Annotated in this window: 13 protein-coding genes; 9 read left to right on the top strand and 4 right to left on the bottom strand. The window is 41.6% G+C overall.

What is annotated here, in order from left to right; genetic code table 11:
- Positions 1 to 195: 195 nt before the first annotated feature.
- Complete coding sequence (locus tag KYH19_RS03620; protein WP_219077588.1) at positions 196 to 1,083, top strand: AraC family transcriptional regulator; 888 nt, start codon at positions 196 to 198, stop codon at positions 1,081 to 1,083.
- A 639-nt stretch (positions 1,084 to 1,722) separates the two neighbouring features.
- Here the strand turns inward: KYH19_RS03620 and KYH19_RS03615 are convergent.
- Both KYH19_RS03615 and KYH19_RS03610 read right to left on the bottom strand, forming a co-directional pair.
- Positions 1,723 to 3,687 carry a PAS domain S-box protein gene (locus KYH19_RS03615; protein ID WP_219077587.1) on the bottom strand — a complete coding sequence of 655 codons (1,965 nt, stop codon included), beginning with the start codon at positions 3,685 to 3,687 and terminating at the stop codon, positions 1,723 to 1,725.
- A 186-nt stretch (positions 3,688 to 3,873) separates the two neighbouring features.
- Complete coding sequence (locus tag KYH19_RS03610) at positions 3,874 to 6,669, bottom strand: substrate-binding domain-containing protein (protein ID WP_219077586.1); 2,796 nt, start codon at positions 6,667 to 6,669, stop codon at positions 3,874 to 3,876.
- A gap of 253 nt (positions 6,670 to 6,922) precedes the next feature.
- Here KYH19_RS03610 and KYH19_RS03605 point away from each other — a divergent pair, with 253 nt between their 5' ends.
- From KYH19_RS03605 to KYH19_RS03570, 8 genes are all read left to right on the top strand, one after another.
- Positions 6,923 to 8,257 carry a sugar porter family MFS transporter gene (locus KYH19_RS03605; RefSeq protein WP_193422424.1) on the top strand — a complete coding sequence of 445 codons (1,335 nt, stop codon included), beginning with the start codon at positions 6,923 to 6,925 and terminating at the stop codon, positions 8,255 to 8,257.
- Positions 8,258 to 8,273: 16 nt separating this feature from the next.
- A complete protein-coding gene (locus tag KYH19_RS03600) occupies positions 8,274 to 9,224 on the top strand; it encodes a carbohydrate kinase (RefSeq protein WP_219077585.1) in 951 nt (316 codons plus the stop codon).
- A gap of 78 nt (positions 9,225 to 9,302) precedes the next feature.
- Positions 9,303 to 12,374, top strand: coding sequence for a TonB-dependent receptor (locus KYH19_RS03595; RefSeq protein WP_219077584.1), 3,072 nt, complete (start codon positions 9,303 to 9,305; stop codon positions 12,372 to 12,374).
- A gap of 18 nt (positions 12,375 to 12,392) precedes the next feature.
- Positions 12,393 to 14,090: a RagB/SusD family nutrient uptake outer membrane protein gene (locus tag KYH19_RS03590; protein WP_219077583.1), complete on the top strand. Its 1,698-nt coding sequence runs from the start codon at positions 12,393 to 12,395 to the stop codon at positions 14,088 to 14,090.
- A gap of 19 nt (positions 14,091 to 14,109) precedes the next feature.
- Positions 14,110 to 15,489, top strand: coding sequence for a DUF4960 domain-containing protein (locus KYH19_RS03585; protein WP_219077582.1), 1,380 nt, complete (start codon positions 14,110 to 14,112; stop codon positions 15,487 to 15,489).
- A gap of 31 nt (positions 15,490 to 15,520) precedes the next feature.
- A complete protein-coding gene (locus tag KYH19_RS03580) occupies positions 15,521 to 17,074 on the top strand; it encodes a glycoside hydrolase family 32 protein (RefSeq protein ID WP_219077581.1) in 1,554 nt (517 codons plus the stop codon).
- An 11-nt stretch (positions 17,075 to 17,085) separates the two neighbouring features.
- Complete coding sequence (locus KYH19_RS03575; protein ID WP_219077580.1) at positions 17,086 to 19,044, top strand: glycoside hydrolase family 32 protein; 1,959 nt, start codon at positions 17,086 to 17,088, stop codon at positions 19,042 to 19,044.
- A gap of 35 nt (positions 19,045 to 19,079) precedes the next feature.
- A complete protein-coding gene (locus KYH19_RS03570) occupies positions 19,080 to 20,597 on the top strand; it encodes a glycoside hydrolase family 32 protein (protein WP_219077579.1) in 1,518 nt (505 codons plus the stop codon).
- Positions 20,598 to 21,103: 506 nt separating this feature from the next.
- On the opposite strand, the gene KYH19_RS03565 is transcribed toward KYH19_RS03570, so the two are convergent.
- Both KYH19_RS03565 and KYH19_RS03560 read right to left on the bottom strand, forming a co-directional pair.
- Positions 21,104 to 22,204: a medium chain dehydrogenase/reductase family protein gene (locus KYH19_RS03565; protein WP_219077578.1), complete on the bottom strand. Its 1,101-nt coding sequence runs from the start codon at positions 22,202 to 22,204 to the stop codon at positions 21,104 to 21,106.
- A 178-nt stretch (positions 22,205 to 22,382) separates the two neighbouring features.
- Positions 22,383 to 23,243, bottom strand: a complete 861-nt coding sequence (locus tag KYH19_RS03560; RefSeq protein ID WP_219077577.1) for a helix-turn-helix domain-containing protein — start codon at positions 23,241 to 23,243, stop codon at positions 22,383 to 22,385.
- Between the last annotated feature and the right edge of the window lie 110 nt (positions 23,244 to 23,353).

Below are 23,353 nucleotides of genomic sequence, written 5' to 3'. Positions count from 1 at the left end.
AAGCTACTATTCCGGTTTCAATATTGTGAAGATCGGGCTGCTAAATATCTGGCAGCAATAATCAGATGATGATAATTGCAAGACTCCTGCCTCCCTAAAGGTTTATACTTGGTATTATAATCAAAAATAAACATCTTATCCGACCTATTTTTGAATAAATTAGACTTTTTATTGTAAAAATCCGACATTTAGAAAATGATCAAAAGAGTCCTGCAAAATACCTTTTCGCTGCTCAATGTAGATTATGTGAAATTAACTGAAAAATGGAATTACCTGAACGTGATCAGTCCATATTTCCGGATTTATTATATAGATGATGGAAATGGTGAGGTATCTGACCCGTCGGGATCTTTAAAACTCGAACCGGGATATCTGTATATAATACCCAGTTTCACACTTTGTAATCTGCATTGCAACGGATATTTGAGCCAATATTTTGTACAGTTTTTTGAAGAATCTGCAAATGGCACTTCTCTATTTGCGCGAAGCCGCAATGTTTCAAAAATTAAGGCAACACAGATGGACATTGATCTTTTTAAGCGGCTGCTCGAAATAAATCCTGGTCGTGGCATTAACCGATCTGATGACCCAAAAATTTACGAGAAAAATATTTTCTATAAAGAATACCAGGAATTGAACAATATGCAGGGCTTAGCCAGTTACCTTGAAACACAGGGCATATTACTTCAATTGATGGGACGTTTACTCCAACCACAGTTACATCGAAAACATGAGGAACGACATGCGCCAGCCAAAATAGCTGAAACAGTAGGTTATATCCTTGTAAATTTACAGCAGGAACTATCTGTAACCAGTCTGGCCTCGCGTGTTAATCAGCACCCTGATTATTTCTCCCGTTTATTCAAAACTTTTACCGGCCAGCGGCCAGTTACCTATATTCTTGAAAAACGGATTGAACGGGCACAATATTTATTAGCCACCAGCAGGCTTGCCTATTCGGATATTGCAACACAAACCGGATTTGATAATCTCTCCTACTTTTCTAAGTCCTTTAAAAAAATTACGGGCATGTCTCCCAGTGTCTATAAAAAACAGGTTTATACTGTAGGTTTCACTTTATAATTACATCTTAAGTGATTAAGGCTTTGTTAGCTTTGACTCAAAACCAAATAACCCTTTGATTATAATTAATTGGCAACTACTAATACAAATGATTGGTTACACTTACGCTAGTTATTATTGCGCTGCCATTGCTGTAAGGCTTTTTCAGCCGACGAAGCAATCTTTATAGCAAAAATTACTAGCATGATAGATTGCTTCGTCGTTCCTCCTTATAATGACGACCTTTTTTGGGAGTTGAAATGGTCCTCGATTACGCTACAATTGACGTTATTTTATAAATTATTATTAATCGGCATTTAACTATTTTTGCATTTCCATACAGCTAGGCCATAGCACGGTATCCCCGTTCTACTTAAATCCGGCCTAACAAATTTTTCGGGCTGCACTGCCTAAGCCAAACTACTAGCTTCGAAAGAAAAATTTTCAGCCGGCAGTTTTTGTTTCTTTTTGATGCCAAAAAGAAAGAGCCCTTTGGCGGCGGTGAGCCGAGGCAAGACTGCGCCGTAGGACAAGAGAAAACAATTCTACGTCACTTATATTGATTTTATACAATAAATTATCCCTCAGAATGACATATGAAATATTTTATTTAATTTTAAACAGGCGCTAAGCCCCCTCATTTATTTAAGCACTGATAGTTTATGCTAATGGTAAAGAAAAATTAAACGTTGCACCTTTACCAGGCTCGCTTTCCACCCAAATCTGGCCGCCATGGCGTTCAATAATATCTTTCGATATAAAAAGCCCCAGGCCTAATCCTGATGAACCGTCTTTATTTTCCTTGGCCTGGTAAAACTGGCTGAATATATGACGCTGGTTTTCTTCGCTAATACCTGGTCCAAAATCTTTAACCGAAGTAAGTACCACATTATCTAAATGTTGAACCTTCAATTCAATTGTTTTTTCCTGAGTTGCGTATTTAACTGCATTGTTCAATAAATTCGTGAGTACCTGTTCAAGGCGCATGCGGTCAGCATTAACAAAGCTTTCTTCCGGCATTTCAATAGTTAGAATATGCGCCGGATGGGCTTGTAAAAAAGATTCTTTCATTTCCTGAATAAGGATGGCCAGGTTAAGGTATTCCATATTCAGTTGTAGTTTTCCGGAATGGATTTTGGAGACATCAAAAAGATCACTAACCAGAACAATCATTTTTTCCAGTTGTCTGATCGCCCTTTCAAGTAGATTTTTTGCAATACCTTCACCCGTGTTGCGATTGGCCAACTGCAAAAAACCAAAAAGAGAGGTCATTGGTGTTTTTAGTTCATGGGAAGCCATTGCAATGAATTCGTCCTTTTTCGCACTCAGTTCCTGTACCTCTTTAAAAAGCATCGAATTTTCTATAGCGATGGCCGCCTGGGAAGCCACCGTAAGGACAAGTTCCTCATGCTCTTTTTTGAAAATTGCCTTTTCCTGATGACCAAAAAACAGCCCGCCTATCACTTCACCTGATTTGGTTTTAACCGGAACTGCCAGATAACTGATCACAGGTAAATGTCCGGAAGGTTTTCCGAAAAATGGCGCATTTTTACCATATCGGGCATCCTGGGTGATGTCGTCTGAGCGAACGATTCCTTCTCCGCTGAAAGTAGGATGAAATAAAGCGGTATTACGTGGCATCGGGAAGTCCGCCAAAGCCTCACTCGGAACACCTGATATGGTGTATAACCAGTAAGATTCCCCTTCCTGGTTAACTTGATTATAAAAAAACGCTCCAAAGGCTGCACCAGTTAGCTTGGTAGTGGAATCAGTTACCTGCTGTAATATTTGCTGAAGGTCTAACGATTCATTAATGCTCCTGCCCACTACATTCAACAATTCCAGGCGTTCCATGTGCTTGGCAATTAATTTTTCAGACTCCTTTTGCGAAGTAATGTTGCGGGCGACTTTCGATGCCCCAATAACAACTCCATCACGATTTTTAATAGGAGATACGGTGAGTGAAATATTGAGTAAGCGCCCATCTTTTGTTTTTCTAATGGTCTGTATGTGGCCTACCTTTTCGCCACGTCGAATGTTTTCAATGATAACTTCTTCTTCGCTCAAACGATCAGCAGGGAGAAGTATTGTGATCGGCTGGCCAACGGCCTCGTCTTCGGAATAGCCAAAAATATGCTCTGCTCCTTTATTCCAGGTCGTTATGATTCCATCAAGCGTTTTACTAATAATGGCGTCTTCAGAACTTTCTATAATAGCGGCAAGCATGGATTGTTTTTCCTCTGCCTGGTGTTCGAAGGAAACATCATGGGCAATTTGAGACATGCCAATAATTCGCCCCTTATCGTCTTTGATCGGCGAAAGGGATAAGGTGACAGGTATTTGTTTCCCCGAGCGACTAAGACGCACTGTTCTGTACTGGCTGATACGCTTATCGTTCAAAACCTCCTGCATCAGCCTTTCCTTCTCTGAATACTTGTCATCAGGAATCAGCATAAAAACAGATTGGCCCAATATCTCTTGTTCGGTATAACCAAACATACGTTCTGCAGCCGGGCTCCAATTGGTAATCCTGAAGTCAAGGTCATGACAGTATATGGCATCCTGAATGCCTTCAAAAATAGATTGTAATGTGAAGAGGTCAGGCAGGTGCGCTGATTTTATCATAATTATTGTGGATTAAGATCCATCGAAAAAACCTATCAAATTTATTGAAGATATTTCAAAAAATCATTCTTCCTAAATGTTTTTTCCACGTTTGAGTATCCTGACCAAAGAAAAAAGTATATCATTATTATTCTTCGCCAATGATTTAAAAGAGTCCGGAATTTATAACACTCGAACTATTCATCATCAATTATTCTGTTTTTTCTTAAACTCACTGGGGCTCATTCCATATTTTCCTTTAAACAAGGTTGAAAAGTAGGTTGGTGAGGAAATACCTATTTTGAAGGCGATTTCCGAAATGGAATAATCTTCATTCGTCAGCAGGTAAGTAGCCTTTTTCAATCTACGGTTTAAAATGTAGTCCGTAATGCTGCAGTCAAGTAATGCTTTCACCTTTCTGTAAAGCTGAATACGGGAAATACCGATCATCTTTGCCAGGTCTTCCACATTCAGTGTTTCATTCCCAAGGTGATGTTCTACAATGCCTGCAAAATCATTCAGAAACTTCTTATCAAGAACGCTTAATGTTGATTTTTTCTCTACACCAGAGCTGATATCGCTGATGTAATGCTCCTTTAGTAACATACGGTTGGCAAGCAGGTTTCGTACATTTGCCTGAAGGAAGTCAAAATGAAAAGGTTTGGTCATATAAAGATCGGCCATACTGTTTATGCCCTCGATCTGCTGTTCAGGGCTAGCTTGTGCCGTGAGCAGGATAAGTGGAATATGGGAGGTTCGCAGATCTGTTTTAAGTTTCTTTGCAATTTCTTTGCCCGACATCCCCGGTATAATCACATCAGAAACAATGATGTCAGGAATTTTTTCAAAAGCTTCATGAAGCCCCTGGTTACCGGTTGTGGCGGTGAACACCTCATAATTGACTGAAAATTTTTCCTGAAGATAATTTAACAAGTCGAGGTTATCCTCAATGATCAGGACGGAATATTCTTTGATGTATTCACCTATCGGATCAATCTGCCTATTCTCCGCTGGTAATTCTTCGGTGATATAAACTTTTACTTGTTCAGTTAGTGAAACATTTCTGTCATCTGTGCTTATAAGAGAAAGCTTTGAATCTATAGGCTCACCGTATGGCATTGTGACCGTGAATGTACTTCCCTGCCATTTTCTGCTCTGTACCTCAATAGTGCCACCGTGCAAATGTACCAGTTCACGTGTAAGGGAAAGGCCGAGGCCAGATCCTCTTGATTCGCTAGTATTGGATTGATAAAATTGGTCCCAAACCTGCTGCAATTCCTCTGGATTCATCCCGCTGCCATTGTCAGAAACAGAAATAATAAAATTATTCGCTTCAGTGGTTAAATCCATATGTATTCTTCCATGCGCCGGGGTAAATTTCAATGCATTACTCAACAGATTGAGAATGATTTTTTCAAGAATATTTACGTCAAAATTGGCTATGATATCATGTTGTGGAAAGGAAAATTTCAAAGCAATATCTTTTTTAAGTGCGCCGTATCTAAAGCTTTCTATTATTTCATTCAGGAAAGACTGAACGTTATTGCTTGTTGGTTGCACATGAAATTTCTGATGTTCTATCTTTCTGTAATCAATAAGTTCATTGATCAGCTTCAGTAACCGATATGCATTCTTTTGAATCATCGTCAGTTCACGCTTTTCCCCGCTCTGGATTTTATCGCTTTCAAGGAGATCTTCCAATGGAGATAAAATCAAAGTTAGCGGGGTTCTGAACTCATGAGATATATTGGTAAAAAAATTAAGCTTGGCCTCAGTCGCTGCCTCTATTTTAGCCGAGGCATCGATTAGCTTATTTCGCTGATCCAGAATCTGGACGTTTTTCTGCTCAAGGCTTTTGTTAATTTTCCGGTTCTCCAATAGGGAGAAAAATGCCAGGCCTCCAAATATCACGGCCAATACCAGTGTGATCACAATAAAATTAAGCACCAGCTTTTGATTATCGTAGATTCGCAGCTGATCAGATAACATGGTTTGCTGGCGTTCAATATCTCTTTGCTGGCTGGATACCTTTGCCCATTGAAGTTTCATTAGCTGAACTAAAGAACTGTCGATCACTAAGCTCTGCAGGATATTTTCTTTTGAGAAAGGTTCTTTATTTAAAACTTTGAAAGCAATACTAATGGCTTCTTTGCCTCCTGTGGGATATAACACGCTGGCGGATATTTTCCCTTCACTGATCAGCTGTAGCCCACCACCCGGACCAGGAAGCGCATCCACTCCTATTACCTTAATATGTTCTGAGGCTTTATGATGACGAAGAAAATCTTTTGCACTCGCCGCCATAACATCATTGTGTGCAAAAATAGCATCAGATTGCAGGATCGTTTCTTTATTCTTTTCCAGTTCCAAAAGTGTACTTCGGGCAACCCAATTACCATAAACCTGAGCTGCTAATTTTATTCCCGGTGATTTATTTAACTCATCAGAAAATCCTTTATCACGCTCCATGGCCGGAGAAGATCCCGGTAACCCCAATATCTCAACCACTTTTCCATTTCCCTTGAGTAGCTTAGTGATGTATTGGCCAGCCATTTTGCCTACCTGATGGTTTTCGGCACCCACATAAGCGGTGTATTGGGAGGAGGAAGTTTTCCGATCAAGAACAATTACGGGAATTCCTTTATTATATACTTTTTCAACGATATCTGTTAATGGAGATGCTTCGTTTGGAGATATGATTAACAGATCAATATGATTATCGACCAATTCTTCCACCTGCTCAATCTGTTTCTTGCTGCTATTGTTAGCATCCATATAAATGAAGTTGGTTCCTGACCGAAGGGAAAGTTCCATTTTCATTTCTTCCAGCATCGTTTTCCTCCATAAATCAGAACCCACACATTGCGAAAAACCGATGGTAAACTTTTTTTCTTCTTTCTTTTCCGAACAGGAACTAAAGAAAAACAGCGTAGTGATCAGACCGAAAAGCCAAACTTTGACACCCTGGATATTAGCTATTTTCCGGAATATTTGATTATTCATTTAATAAAGCTATAGATTACTTTTCAATATTGGAAATGAGTGATAAATCCTCACCTGGCATCATGTAACCAAATTTAACATCTGATGTTACAATATTTAAGGTTGAACCTAACAGCCGAAGCAGACAAAGCTCAAATTACTCATAAACAACAACTTATGTTGATTTAATTTTTTAACGTTTTTGAAAGATTTTTAATAGTGCCACGAAGCCATTTGGCCTAATTTGCGATCGTTAACCAATAATAAACTTTTTATGAAAAAACATTCTGTCCTGGCGTGGTCCATGGTTGTGGCCCTAGGCGGCTTTTTGTTTGGCTTTGACACGGCAGTAATTTCAGGTGCTGAAAAATCGATACAGCAGTTTTGGAATCTCTCTGCTTTCTCTCATGGTCTAACCATCTCCATTGCACTTATTGGTACGGTAATCGGATCACTCGTAGGCTCCCGTCCATCTGATTATTTCGGAAGAAAAAATACACTTTATTTCGTAGCTGCTGCATACTTACTCTCTTCGCTGGGTACCGCCCTGGCAGATAACTGGTATATTTTTTTAGCATTCCGCTTCTTAGGTGGCCTAGGCGTAGGTATATCTTCTGTAACCGCACCTATTTATATTTCCGAAGTATCTCCGGCACACAGACGGGGACGGCTTGTAGGGCTTTTCCAGTTCAATGTTGTACTGGGTATATTGATATCCTATCTTTCAAACTATTTGCTCAGCCAGGGAGGCGAGGCATCATGGAGATGGATGCTTGGTGTTCAGGCATTTCCTTCAATAATATTCCTGGTGCTAATCTATTTTATTCCTGAAAGTCCGAGATGGCTTATACTCAAACGTGGTGCATACGATAAAGCACTGGAAATCCTGCGCATCATCAATCCGCTAAACTGCAATGAAGAGCTTGCCGCTATCAAAAAGTCAGGTGAGGATATGCAACGGGATAAATCTACGGACGGACTTTTTTCAGGTAAGTACAAAACACCTGTTATCCTGGCCGTGCTTTTTGCTTTCTTTAATCAGGTATCTGGCATAAATGCCATCATTTATTACGCGCCAAGAATTTTTGAGATGGCAGGGCTTGGTGCGCATTCTTCGCTTTTATCCACGGTCGGTATCGGAATGGTCAACTTTATCTTTACGCTACTGGCCATCAATATCATCGATAAAGTTGGTCGAAAAACCTTGATGCTTATTGGTTCTGTAGGCCTTATCGTATCCCTTGGACTTGTTGCATTTGCTTTTCTGGGTGGTTCATCCAGCGGTTTCGAAATCCCGATTTATGTAATGCTCTTTATTGCTTTCTTTGCTTTTTCTCAGGGCGCGGTGATTTGGGTATTCATTTCAGAAATCTTCCCAAATCAGGTTAGGGCAAAAGGACAAACACTTGGTAGTTCTACCCACTGGGTAATGGCAGCACTGATTGCATTCTGCTTTCCTTATCTGGCAGAATCATTTGGAGGTGCCAATATATTTTTCTTTTTCTCAGGGATGATGGTCTTACAACTGATTTTTGTATGGAAGATGATGCCGGAAACTAAAGGAAGATCACTTGAGCAGATCGGAGAAAATGTTGTTTTGATGCATTAAATGATACGTGAATAATATGATAAATAACCCAAACTATAGTTCTACTCCAGCCACATGTTATGGAGAAATTCTGTGGGACGTACTGCCAGACGGGCCACAGCCTGGAGGAGCACCATTAAATGTTGCTTATCACCTCAATAAGCTGGGCATAGGCTCAAGCCTGATCAGCCGGATTGGGAACGATGAAAATGGCCGGAAACTCCTTGGATTGATGGAAAACTGGGGAATAAATACCGGACTCTTACAAATTGATGAGCAATATGAAACTAGTCAGGTTCTGGCCAAAATGAACAATGGTAATGAAGTAAGTTATGAAATCGTGTTTCCGGTGGCCTGGGATTTTATTGATCAGGGTCAACAACTCCTCCAGCACATAAAACCAGCAACATACTTTATTTTTGGAAGTTTAGCGTCCAGAAACGAAACCTCAAGGAATACCCTTTATAATCTTTTGGATAATGACGCGATTAAAGTGTTCGATATCAATCTTCGTGCGCCCTTTATCAACCAGGCTCAATTAGGTCATTTATTATCAAAAGCAGACATCGTTAAGTTTAATGAGGCTGAGCTGGGTATTGTACAAATCATGTTCGGTGGTTCTTTAAAAGGGGAAGCTGATCAGGTACGGTTTATACAGGACCGGTTTAAAATCCCCGAGGTTATTGTAACCAAAGGTGAATTCGGTGCCTCATACTATAATTTAGATAAAACCTATAATGTTTGGGGAAATGAGGTTAAAGTAAAGGACACGATTGGCAGCGGCGATTCCTTTTTGGCTGCCTTTATTGCTGCCCACAGCCGCCGGGATCAACCATTGCAAATACTTAAAAAAGCGATTGCGATGGGTGCATTTATCGCAACGAAGAAAGGCGGATGCCCCGAATACAAATTTGACGAATACCAGGCTTTCTATAACGAATTATTTACGACAAAAACTGAAAGTAACAGTTCACACACTGCTGCTTAGAGGATAAAAACAAATAAACTACATAACCGGCAAATGCTGATTATATAGAGAGAAACTAACCATTATAAACCATATTTTATGAGAAAAGTAATACTTTGCTGTGTTCTTGTGTTTTGCTTTATGGCAAGTACATACGCACAAATCCGAAACATTACCGGGACGGTTACCGATAAATCCTCAAAACCTGTTCCGGGAGCTTCCGTCTATAATGTAGAGACCGGTAAATCCACACAAACAGACGAAAAAGGGAAATTTATAATCCAGGCCGCCGCAGGGCAAACCCTCCGCTTTATTTACATGGGTGCTCAGACAGTTAGTTCCAAGGTTGGCCCTACTTCGGTAGTAGACGCACAACTGGAAGTTTCCGCTACCAACCTGAACGATGTGGTGGTAACGGGCTACCAGACGGAAAGAAAAAAAGATCTGACAGGTGATGTGGCCATTGTGGATGTAGATGAACTTAAAAAGCAATCTGTAGCCAACCCGATGAAAGCATTGCAGGGCCAGGTAGCGGGCGTATACATCACAGGAAACGGAGCCCCCAGCGCTCCGGCAACCATCAGAATCAGGGGTATCGGAACTTTAAATAACAATGATCCCCTATACATTATCGATGGCGTACCTACCAAGTCAGGCATGCATGAACTCAATCAAGCTGATATCGAATCGATGCAGATTCTTAAAGATGCTTCATCTGCCAGTATCTATGGTGCCAGGGCAGGAAACGGCGTAATTGTAATTACCACTAAAAAGGGTAAAACCGGTAAGACACAGTTAAGTGGGAACGCTTACTCATCGCTTTCTACCTATGTCAATAAGTTGGATATGCTGGATGCGCAAGGTTATGGTAAAATTTTGTGGCAGGCTTATGTTAACAAAAACCTCGATCCTAATTCGAATGGATTGCGTTATCAATTCGACTGGAAGGTTGACCCAAACACCAATCAGCCTGTATTGAACAAGGTTCTTTTACCCGAATTTCTTAATTCTACCCAAACCCTTCGCACTTCAAATACAGATTGGTTTAAAGAAATATCCCAGCTTGGTATCATTCAGAATTATGATGCGCAGGTTTCAAGCGGCACTGAAAACGGACACTATTTACTTTCCCTCGGATACTTTGACAACAAAGGCATTGTAAGAACGACCGGATTCAACCGTATTTCAGCAAGAATAAATTCAGACTATAAGTTATTCAATGGTGGCTTGACGATAGGTCAGAACCTGAGCATAACCAAAACAAAAGAAGTTGCTGCCGATATTATCAATTCCGCACTGCAGGCATTGCCTATTATACCGGTGCATACCGTAGACGGCATAGGCTGGGGCGGTCCTGTTGACGGGATGAACGATCGCCAGAACCCTGTTCGCGTGCTGGAGGATAATCAACAGAATGGTTATGACTATATGAGGTTATTTGGTAATTTCTTTGCAGATGTTAAAATCGCCAAGGGTTTGGTATTCAAATCCAATTTCGGGATTGATTACGGTGACTATACCAGCCGGAACTGGCAAAAAAAATACCAGAGCGGTTACCTGGTTAATGATGTGAACAAAGTAATCAATACCCAGACACACAATGTAAAAACTACCTGGACCAATACCCTGAATTATAGCCTGGAGTCAGGCAATCATCGCCTTAATGCCTTTGCAGGAACGGAACACTTTGTTGAGAATAACAATACTTTTATGGCATCACGGGAAGGATTTGTTTTAGAAGATCCTGACTACCTGTATTTAGATGCCGGTACAGGAATAAAAGACAACAGCGGCAGTGGCGCAAAAAACGTGCTTATGTCTTATATAGGTAGAGCGAACTATTCTTATATGGATCGCTACCTCCTGTCTGCAACCATCAGAAGAGACGGTTCTTCCAGGTTTGGAGCAAATAATAAATATGGTTGGTTCCCTGCATTCTCAGGTGCCTGGAGAATTAGCGAAGAATCTTTCGTAAAGAATAATACCTCCATTGTAGACGATTTGAAACTTCATGCAGGATGGGGGAAAACCGGTAATCAGGAGATTAATAATAACGCGATTTATAATATTTACCTGTCCAATTACAATATCACTTCTTACGATATCAATGGAAACAAAAGCGGTGTGCTTCCTTCCGGGTTTTATCTATCCCAGAATGCCAATCCAAACCTGCGTTGGGAAGCAACAGAAATGAGCAATGTCGCACTCGACTTTTCGCTCTGGAAACAAAAACTTTATGGTAGTGTTGGCTATTACATTAAGAAAACCACCGGCATATTATTACTTCCTCCATACATTGGCGTACTTGGCGAAGGCGGTAATACCTATGTAAACGGGGCATCAATGGAAAACCGTGGATTTGAACTATCCCTGGGACACAAAAGCCGCTTAACTGATGATTTAAGCATTGATGTGAACGGGAATTTCGATATGGTTAGAAATAAGGTTACCTATTTGCCTCCGGCAGTAGTGAACGCCTACGGAGGTGATGGCAAGGGACAGAATATTCTGGGAAGAACCATTGGATCTTTCTTCGGTTATGTTGCCGATGGTCTTTTCAGGACTCAGGCTGAAGTAGATAATCATGCTGCGCAACCCAACAAAGGACTTGGAAGAATCCGTTACGTGGATTTAAACCATGACGGTGTTATCGATGTAAATGACCGTACCTGGATTGGAAATCCACTACCTAAATATACATATGGGTTTAACGCAAATATCAACTACAAAAATTTTGATTTCTCTTTTCTTCTGCAGGGTATAGGTGATGTAGCCGTACAAAATGAGGCCAAATCCTATACGGATTTCTGGAGTGCCGTTGAATCTTCCTCAAATAAAGGAGCAAGGTTATTAAACGCATGGTCACCTTCCAATCCGAACTCCGATATTCCGGCAGTAGCGCTTACAGATGATAATTTCGAATCTCGTCTTTCGACCTATTTTATCGAAAATGGATCTTATCTTAAACTGAGAAACGCTCAAATCGGCTATACATTTAACAAACAGCTGATCAGCAAGTTAAAAATGCAGAATCTTCGTGTTTACATCGGAGGAGACAATTTAGCCATTTTAATGAAGTCAAAATCCTTTACTGGTCTGGATCCGGAGACCCCAGGATTTGGCTACCCTAATCCATTGGTTGTTACAGCCGGAATTAACGTAAGATTTTAAATAATTGAAGATTTTATTATGAAAAAATATATAATCACCCTTGCTGTCTCGCTAATATTAGCCACGGGCTGCAAAAAAGCACTTGAAGTTGGACCTAAAGGTTCGCTTAACGAAAGCCAGGTTGCAACTCCGGCACAGGCCGAGGGTTTTGTAACCGCCGCTTATTCACAATTAGGAAACGATGAAATCAACAGGGCATTTAGTATGTATCAGTATGGAAATATCCGCGCTGATGATGCCTATAAAGGAGGTGGCGGTATCAATGATGGAGATGTTTTCCATAATATGGAGACTTTTATTGCCTCCAGACCTGATCAATGGAACTATGATGGCATCTGGTTTAATATCTATGTAGGCATCAGGCGGGCAAATGAAGGCATTAGAGTATTAAGCAAATTTAGCGAAGCGGAATATCCCTTGGTTAAAACCCGTTTAGCAGAGCTTCGTTTCTTACGCGGATACTGGTACCTGATGGTAGAAAACCTGTTTAAGAATATCCCGTATATTGATGATACAGTACCTTCAGATGACTACAAATTAGTGAAGAACAATGCACTAAGCAGAGATCAGATTCTGGAGAAGATTGCCGGTGACTTTCAGGCTGCTGCCGAGGCATTACCAGCAACCCAACCACAAATAGGAAGAGCCAATAAATTTGCTGCTTATGCTTTTTTAGCGAAAACACGTTTGTTCCAGGCTTACACGCAAAATGCAACACATGCCGTAACAGGAATCGACCAGAACAGGTTACAACAGGTTATTGATGCATCCGATCAGGTGCTGGCCTCATCTTATAAGTTACAGGCAGATTTTGCAAATAATTTCACCTCTGGAACATTTGAGAATGGTACTGAAGCGATTATGTCTGTTCAGTTTTCGAGTAATGATGGCGCAGGACGAGGCCGGGTAAACTTTGGTGATATGCTTACGGTACCACAAGGTATTGGATGCTGCGATTTCCAAAAACCGTCACAAACCCTGATGAATGCTTTCAGAACAACAACTACCGGGATACCGCTATTCGATACTTTCAACCAACAGAATGTCGATTTTACTACAAATACAGTCGATCCAAGGGTAGACCATACCATATCCAGACCTGGAGCTCCATGGAAATATGATCCTTCAAGAGTGGTTACAGCAAGCTGGAGCAGAAATATTCCGCTATACGGAACTTATAATTCTATGAAAGAAAACGTATCACCTGATTGTGACTGTTTTATAAATGTTGCTCCCTTTTTCGGCAATACAAAAGCCAGAATCATGATCAGGTTGGCTGATGTGATGTTATTTAAAGCAGAGGCACTGATTGAACTGGGCAGGCAGACTGAGGCTTTACCGATTATTAATGCAATAAGAGACCGGGCATCTAAAAGCACAGCAAAACTGGTGATGGCCAACGGACAGCCGACCTCCAAATACAATGTACAGCAATATGTTCCGGGAACAAACATCGTTTGGGATCAGGCAAACGCCAGAAAAGCTTTGCGATTTGAACGCCGTTTAGAAATGGCACTGGAAGGAGAAAGGTTTTTTGATCTCATCCGTTGGGGCGTAGCCGATCAGGTGATCAACTCGTTTTTTGATTCAGAAAAGAGCTTCAGAAGTATTTATACTACTGCAAGATTTACAAAAGGAAGAGACGAATACTTACCAATTCCTCAAAACCAAATCTTCTTTAGTGAAAACAACTATGTTCAAAATCCAGGTTACTAAACCTCTAAATGATTAGAAAATGAAATTAAAGCAAATATTGAAAGCATTTTTAGTCTTTGTAATGGTCTTACCATTCATAGGCTGCAAAAAGGATAAGAACAATGATTTTAAACTTGACAGCCAGGTACAGCTCGTGTCTTATTCGATTAATGGTATTGTTGCTACTATCGACCAAAAAACGGGTGCGATAAGCGTTAATGTTCCTTTTGGCACAGATATTTCAAATTTGACACCTAAAGTGGAAATGCCAGATGGCGCAACAAGTTCCATGAATTTTAATAAACCCATTAATTTTACAGGTGCCGTAGATTTCAGGGTAGTGAATGGAAATCTTTTTAAAGATTATTCAACAACGGTGAAAATTATTCCTCCACTCAAAAGCGTCTCTGTGGGTAGCTTAAAAGCATCGATAAATCACGATAACCGTACCGCAACGTTAATTCTTCCCGACGGAACAGATTTAGCTGGAATTAAGCCAATCATAGAAGCAGAGCAAGATGTTGTGGTTAGCCCGCTAAGTGGTACAGCACAGGATTTCAATCAACCAGTAACCTACACTTTCACCAAGGGTAATTTTACCACAAGTTACCAGGTCACCTTTATCAGCAATTCTATAAGCGAGTATGCGTTTTTAGGTACAGCAAGTTCAAGATCGGCAATAACTAACCCGGATGAAAAAGCAGCAAGTGACTGGTTTTTTGCCACCTACCCTACTGCAGACTATATTTCATTTGCCGCATTGGAAACCGGAAAGCGTCTTTCCAATTATAAAGTAATTTGGTGGCATTTCGATTCTGCACAGGATCTCCCAGCCCAGGCAACTAGTGCAGCCGTTATCAATGCGCTCAAGGCATACAGAAATGGAGGCGGAAGTTTGCTGCTAACCTCAATGGCGGGTAGGTACGTAGAGGCTTTAGGCGTGGTGCCGGCTGGTAAAGGGCCAAACAATGTTTTTGGAGATTTTGCCCTTGGCGCTGGCTTTATCGAAAATGGTAGCGATTGGGGGATCTCTTTCAAAGGCAAGGAATCTCATCCCCTCTTTCAGGGGCTGGAGACCTATGAAACCGGGAAGGCTAATCTTTTGCAAAAAGGAACATTCAGACTTAACCACACGGCCTGGTGGTTTCTTCCAGACTGGGGAGGTTACATGAATGGTGCAGGATGGCGTCAGCAGACAGGTGGAATAAACCTGGCATCTGAGGCATGGGACGATAACCTCGACGGCCGCGTTGGCATTGCTGAATGGCCTCAGGCAAATGGCCCTGGAAATGTAGTCGTAATCACCTTTGGTGCATACGATTGGTATTCAGAACCTCAAAATGGTGCGCCTACCAGTAATAGATTCATCACGAACATTCGCAGACTTACCAAAAATGCGATCGACTATCTAAAAAAATAATTTCACAATTAAATAGTGATTTAATATGGCATTGAAAAGAATATTATTAGCAGGAATGGCGATTTCGCTTTTCCTGTCTTGCACCAAAGAAAAAACCTACGCCCCGGCTGAACCTTTTAGCGAAGAGAAATTTAACATCTTCCCGAAACCACAAATAAGCCCGAATTCCACTACAGGCCAGTCGACAGGTTGGGTTGGTGATGTGATGCCTAGCTATGTGAACGGACAGTTCGAACTGTTTTTTCTGCACGATGATCCTGATCAGGTGAAGCAAAGTAGCACTGGTCAGCATGCTATCCACAAGCTGAGTTCTAAAAACCTGCTCGACTTCAGCTATGATGGCGAGATGATTCCTTATGGCAATAAATCTACTCAGGATAACCTCATTGGTACAGGCTCTATGGTAAAGGCTGGAAATACAAATTACTTTTACTATACAGGTTATAATGCAAATAACAGCTGGTTGCAGAATGCCAACAGTGCATTTGTAACGGGCAATACACGTGAAGCGATCATGTACGCCACCTGCAGCACAACTACAGGATGGACAAAGAAGTCTGGTTTTGCGCTCAAAGCACCAGAAGGTTATGCAACCACAGACTTTAGAGATCCGTATGTATTCTATAATACAGAGTTTTCTACCTACTGGATGATGGTGAGCGCTCAAAAAGAAAACAAAGGTGTAATACTCGTTTACACCAGTAGCGATCCGGCAAGTGATAACTGGCAATTAAGAGGACCTCTTTCTGTTGAAGGCGATTATCTGATGCTTGAATGTGCAGATGTTTTCAAAATTGATGACAAGTATTTTATGCTTTTTGCAGAAGACTGGAGCACAAGCCCGGGAACGCATTACAGGGTTGCATCGTCTTCAGCAGGGCCATGGTTAAAACCAGCAGATGGAATGGATATGTTTGACGGGCATCAGTTTTATGCCGGTAAAACAGCAAGTAATGGTACTGAACGTTATGCTTTCGGTTGGGCACACCGCCGCAGTCCGGAAAACGACAATGGTGTTCGCACCTGGGGAGGAAACCTCATCAGCCAGCAGATTACTAAGCTGGGCAATGATAAGCTTGCGGTGAAAGCCCCAATTAGCGTAAAAAGTTATTTTAGTAAAGATGCAGATGCCGTGGTGAGCACTCAGACCGGCACCGTTAGCGGATCGGCTGGGAACTATACCCTAACCGGAACCTCTTCAGCTTCAGGATACAGGTTTGCAACGCTTAACGGAACAACTATGGTTAAAGGAAAACTATCTTTAAGCAATCTTAACGGAACAGCCTCCTTAAACTTTAATGCAAAAACTGACCTTAACGGATCCTACCAGATCAGGTTCGAACCGGCATCAAATCGTATTGCCGCCTATAATAATGGCCAGGAAGTTACCCGCGTTCCATTTGTTTTCGAACAGGGAAAAACATACGACTTTAGTATTATTGTGGATGGATCGATCATCGTACTCTATCTCAACGATCAGGTTGCACTAACAAACAGAAGTTATAGTGCAAAAGGTACACCATGGTCGCTGACTGCTAATGGTTTAGAGGCAAAAGTTACTAATTTGAAGGTATCAACCCATTAATCGTCAGGATGATGAGCATTAAATTTGATTATAGGTTTGATTTGAGGTATATCCTCGGACTGTTTTTATTGGTGGGCGGATGCGTATATGCCCAGGAAATCGATAGAAAAGCACAGGAATACCGACCTATGTATCATTTCAGCCCAGCAAAAGGATGGATGGGCGACCCGGATGGACTTATTCATTATAACAATATTTATCATCTTTTTTGGTGGGGCCATGCGGTTTCAAAGGATCTGGTTCACTGGCAGGAAATGCGCAGACCTATGAAAGAGGGAATGGGATTTTCTTACTTCAGCGGTTCGGTGGTCGTAGACAAAATGAACACCGGAGGATTTGGAAAGAATAGTATGATCGCTTTCTATACCAAACACCTTCCTGGTGATTCACTTCCAGAAACACAAGCCATTTCCATCAGTAATAATGAGGGACGGAGTTTTGACTATTACCAGGGGAATCCGATTCTGGATATCAATAAAGTGTTTTTCAGGGATCCACAGGTTTTCTGGTATGAGCAGGATAAAAGCTGGAAGATGGTCGTTTCCAGACCTGACGTCCAGCAGATTCATATTTATCAGTCATCGGATCTCAAAAACTGGACTTTTTGCAGCAGCTTTAAAGGCCTGGGTGCCAAAAACTCATTCTGGGAATGTCCTGACCTTTTCGAACTTCCGATTGAAGGAAGCAATAAGAAGAAATGGGTGCTGATCATCGGACGAGGTCCGAATAGAGTGCAGTATTTTGTGGGTGATTTTAATGGAAAAACTTTTGTGACCGATGAAAAGCTCGCTGATTACCTTAGTGTTGGAAAAGGCATCAACGGGTCTGTTTTTGAGAATTTTGAGGGTAAAAATTCAAAATGGTCTGAGTTTCCCGAAGCGCATGAAAACAAAGTATCTGGTGTCACTGATTATTTAGGTAATCATTACCTCAGTACAGCAAATGTTACTGGGGCAATTGTCCGGTCAAAATCCCAGGCTTTCACCATAACCACTAAAGCCATTAATTTTTTGCTTATGGGTGGAAATCACCAGGATAGCACCTGCATAAATCTTTTGGTCGATGGCAAGGTAGTAAGGACAACCACTGGAGATAATACCAAAGTATTTAAATGGAACGGATGGGATGTACGCCCCTGGGTAGGCAAGAAAGCACAACTGGAACTTGTAGATCTGAGCAAAGATACGACTACGGGGTTCATCGCTGTAGATCATATCCTGTTTTCTGATCAATTAAGCAATCAACATCTTGAACACGCCTTATGGCTGGATGATGGACCTGATTATTATGCCACCAGAACCTGGAGGGACTATGACAACAAAAACGGCCTGGCCGACACCGTTCATGCCATAGGCTGGATGGGGAACTGGGATTATGCACGCAGGGCACCATCAAAATGGGGAAAAGGCTTTCAATCCATTCCCAGGGTAATGACTTTAAGAGAAACGCCATCCGGACTGAGGGTTTTTCAGCAGCCGATACCGCAGCTTGCCCAACTTCGTGATAGTGGTATTCGTCAACAATTACAGCTAAAAGATGTTCAGTCTATCAAAAACTTTAAGCCCGGTGTGAATTCTTATGAACTCGACGCCACGTTCACCGTTGGAACCGCTAAGGCATTTGGATTTAACCTGCTCGTTGGTGAAGGCAGAAAACTGGAACTAAGATATGATCCGCAGCTTGGTGAACTTACCTTAGACCGTCGCAACTGCACCAACTTCATTACGGATACCGCTTTTACAAAATCGTTTGCAAAAAAGTATGCTGTACCCTTAGATTTGAATAATGGTAGCCTTCGTTTACATATCTTTATCGATCGTTCTTCGATTGAAATATTCGCGAATGATGGAGGAAAGGTGGTGAGTGCCACAACATTTGCCGCTGACACTCAACTTGGTCTGGAAACTTTTTCCGAGGGTGGAAATACAAAATTAAATATCCGGGCCTGGAAACTCAAAAGCATATGGTAAGCACTAATAATTAATTATATTTTAAACTTACAGAAATGGAAATAAAAAGAATTTTATACTTTGGTTTACTCATTGCATCTTTTTTTTATGGATGCACGTCGACGAGGATGGTGCATCAAAAAAGTGCAGATACGGAACCCTATCGCCCAAAATACCATTTTACGCCTAAAGCCCATTGGATGAACGATCCAAATGGAATGGTCTATTTGAATGGAAAATACCATTTGTTTTTTCAGTACAATCCCGATTCCACTATTTGGGGGCCCATGCATTGGGCGCATGCAATAAGTAAGGATATGATCCACTGGGAAGAGCAGCCGATAGCGCTATATCCGGACAGCCTTGGAACGATATTCTCTGGTAGCGCGGTCATAGATAAGGATAATACGGCGGGATTTGGTAAAAATGCGATGGTCGCAATCTTTACTCATCACAACAAGAAAATTGAAGATCAGAAGACAGGGCTTCACCAATATCAAAGTCTCGCTTATAGTCTTGATGAAGGTAAAACCTGGACGAAGTACGCTGGAAATCCTGTTCTTCCAAATCCCGGCATCTGGGATTTCAGAGATCCAAAAGTAATGTGGCATGCCGCTACCGGAAAATGGATCATGACCTTGGCCACAAAAGACCGGATCACATTTTATTCCTCTCCTAATTTAAAGAAATGGAGCAAGGAAAGCGAGTTTGGCGAAAAGCTGGGTGCTCATGGTGGCGTTTGGGAATGTCCTGACTTATTTCCACTCGAACTTGACGGCAAAACACATTGGGTACTCCTGGTGAGCATCAATCCGGGCGGGCCTAATGGTGGTTCAGCCACACAGTATTTTACCGGTGATTTTGACGGAAAAACTTTTAAACCAGATGCTGAAAAGCAAAAATGGATGGATTACGGCACTGACAATTATGCGGGTGTTACTTTTTCCAATACCGGAACAAGAAAAGTGCTGATGGGATGGATGAACAATTGGAACTATGCCAATGTCATACCTACCGGATCCTGGCGAGGCGCAACCACCCTACCCCGCGATTTGACCCTTAAAAAAGTTGGTCAAGAGATTTATCTTGCTTCTACTCCTGTTAATGAAGTATCTAAGCTGGAGAAAGTGGTATTTGAACGCAAAGAATTGACTGGAATTAATTCGTTAGATCTTTCAGCAGGTTTAAAAGATGGGAAAGGTACTAAGATTGAGATGCAGGTTAATAGTCCGGGCGACTTCAGCATTGAACTTGGAGATGGAAAAAACCAGAAGCTTATTATCGGTTTCGAACAGGATAAAGGTTATTTTATTGACCGCAGTCATGCCGGAAATAGTAGTTTCGAGAAAGATTTCGCAAAAAAATATAGTTCGCCAAGAATTTCAAATGCGGCCACCAAAAAGGTAGTGATATACATTGACGCAGCATCTGTAGAGCTATTTGCAGACAATGGACTTACTGCAATGACTGAAGTATTTTTTCCAATTCAAAAAAACACCTTACTGCAAATAAAAAGTCCGCAGAAAATTGATGTTCCAATGGTAAAGGTTTCTACGGTTACACGCATTAACTAAATCGGCCACAAATGAAACAGTACAATGTCACTAAGTTTCTAAGAGAGTGATCCGGCTTTGCGATCAGCAAGGTTAATACCTTAAGAAAGAGTCTGCCTGGCATTTAGCCGGGCAGACTTTTGCATTTATACAAATCTCCTTGTAATAATCAGTAGAATGTGACCAAAACAGGTTTAATTGTAGCTGAATCTGATTGGTCCGTTTTTTCACAAAACAAAGGAGTAGAAATGACAGTTGAAGATAAATCGTCTTTTCGACCGCAGTGAGGCTAAATCATAAATATAGATTGTCATCCTGAAGGATAATTAATTCATAAATCAATATTAAAGACAGATCTTTTTGGCAAATGGCAGGCTGCGCGAGATCGTCATTCCCAACTAGATTGGGAATCGTAATGCAAGTGCTTTAAGATTCCCGCCTGCGCGGGAATGACGGTCGTGCTAGTGATTCTGCCTATGGTAGCGGAGTCGAATACCACATTAATATTAACAATACAACTCCTTAATTCAGGGTACAAGCACAACCTTGCCATAAGCCGTCCGTGATTCCGCCAATTTCATGGCCGCTGTAATTTGAGCTAGGGGAAACCGGGCAGCAATTTGCGGTTTAAGCGCTCCACTGGCGAGCAAAGTGGTGAGCTCCGTAAAAGTTTCCCTGAGTTGTTCCTGGAAAGCTTCGCTGCCTTTTCCATCCCAGATATTGTAGAAATAGGCTTTGCGACCATTAGGCATGATGTTCCACCAACCTAACTGTATCAATACTTTTAAAAACGGGATCAAAACATTACCCTTGTCATTCAATGCCGAGGCAATGGCATAACAAACAAGTACACCACCTTTAGCAAGCAGGCCAAAAGACCTGGCAAAACTCGCTCCGCCCAAATGGTCAAAAACCGAATCTACTCCACCGGGTGAAAGTTTAAGCACACTCCCCGCTAAATCAATATCGTTATAATCTACCGGCAGCACGCCTTGTGCCCGCAATGTTTCATGGTGACGAGGTGAAGCAGTTCCAATTACCTTAACACCGGCATAAAGGGCCAGTTGTGTCAGAATTGTTCCAACTCCACCATTGGCACCGTGAACCAGGATCGTTTGTCCACGCTTGATCTGGGCTTTTAGGTGCAGCATTTGCCAGGCAGTGATGCCATTAACAATTAGTGTTTCAGCTTCGAGCGGATCAATAGCTTCAGGAACAGGTAGCAAATCGCTGGCCGAAAGCAGCACATAGCTTGCCCAGCCCCCAATCTTTGTCATGGCAGCTACGCGTTTACCCATTAAAGCTGGGTCAACGCCTGGCCCTGTTGCAACCACCCTACCAACAAGATCATAGCCCGGAACGAAAGGAAACTTGGGCTGCTCATAATACCTGCCACGGCGCATGGACTGCTCGGCAAAAGCTATGCCGCTGGCTTCCATTTTTACCATTACCTGCCCGGCAGCAGGGCTATCTAGTACACGGCTTCTAACTAATAATCCGTCCGGCTCAATGATGCCTGGCATAATTACTTCTGTCGTATTGAAGCTGGTTTGTCCTAAATGTTTAGTGTTTTGATGATTTTCAGTATTATCCTGAATACTGTTTCCATTTTTTGTAAGTGATTCCATATTTGCCTCTGTTTAATTTGAATGAACAGTACAAATGTATAGGAACAGACCGCGGGGAAATTGTAAGAAAACGAAATGGCTGCTCAATTTTCTTATATTAAATATCCTCAGGTAGCTATTTCAGATCAGGCTGATCATCCTCAATCTAACTAAGTAATACACTGCTGGAATAATTATATTATGGCTGGGATGGATAGGTATCACTCACTACACAGAAACTTCCATTGTTTAAGTTTTTAATAAACTGTTGAGGTGCAAGACCTAAGAAATACTTAAAGTCTTTGATCAGGTGACTCTGGTCATGGTAATCGTGCCTGGTGATCAGGTCAAAAATTGCTATCTTCTGATTGCTCCGGGCAAGGATATACGCAATAACTTCTTTAAAACGTAAAAAGCGCAGCAACTCTTTAACAGAATAGCCGGTATGCTTTTGAAATTTCAGCTGAATACTTCTTTCTGAAAGACGGGTATCAGCCGCTATAGCCTTTACCGGATCAACACAGGGGTCGAAAAACTGGGCAAGGTTACTGATTATCGTCTGCAGTACCTGATCGTTTTCCTTTAACAAACCTACGGCTGACTGCTTAAGTAAACCCACTTTTTGCTCTGTTGTAGGCAGGGCTGCTAATTCTTCCCAAAGGCGATCAAAAAGACCATCATCCTTTAAAATCTCTGCACCTTTCAGTTCCTCGCCAGTCAGTCCCGTTAAAGGCATGCCAAACAAGCGCTGAAAACCATTGAACTTAAAATTAACAACCAGAGCATCTGCACCGGGCAGCAGTTCATAGTTCAGCATCTGTCGGAGCGGACCGATTACAGCGCTACGACTGATCACTTCAGTATCCAGAAGATTATTGTGAAAGGAAATGCGTACAGGTACACCAAAGTTAAATACCAACATCATTTCCAAATTCGGACAAACATGCCTGGTAATAGGTGTTCCGCCTGGGGCAACCAGCATGTGATAGAAGCTAGTAATTACATCTTCTAAAGGTGGCTCTACGAAAAATAATGCTTCATTTATGTCCGTTTCTTCCATTACTTCATTTCGTTTTCTTACAATTCCGGGATCCGCAAGCAGGTTATGTTTGCCTTATCAAATTTAATGATTACAAGTCAATTAATACATACCCAAATGCATCTGCCTTG

This window comes from Pedobacter sp. D749 (assembly GCF_019317285.1).
Lineage (GTDB): Bacteria > Bacteroidota > Bacteroidia > Sphingobacteriales > Sphingobacteriaceae > Pedobacter.
The sequence above is the reverse complement of the archived record's forward strand: the minus strand, read 5'-3'. Positions and strand labels throughout refer to the sequence as shown.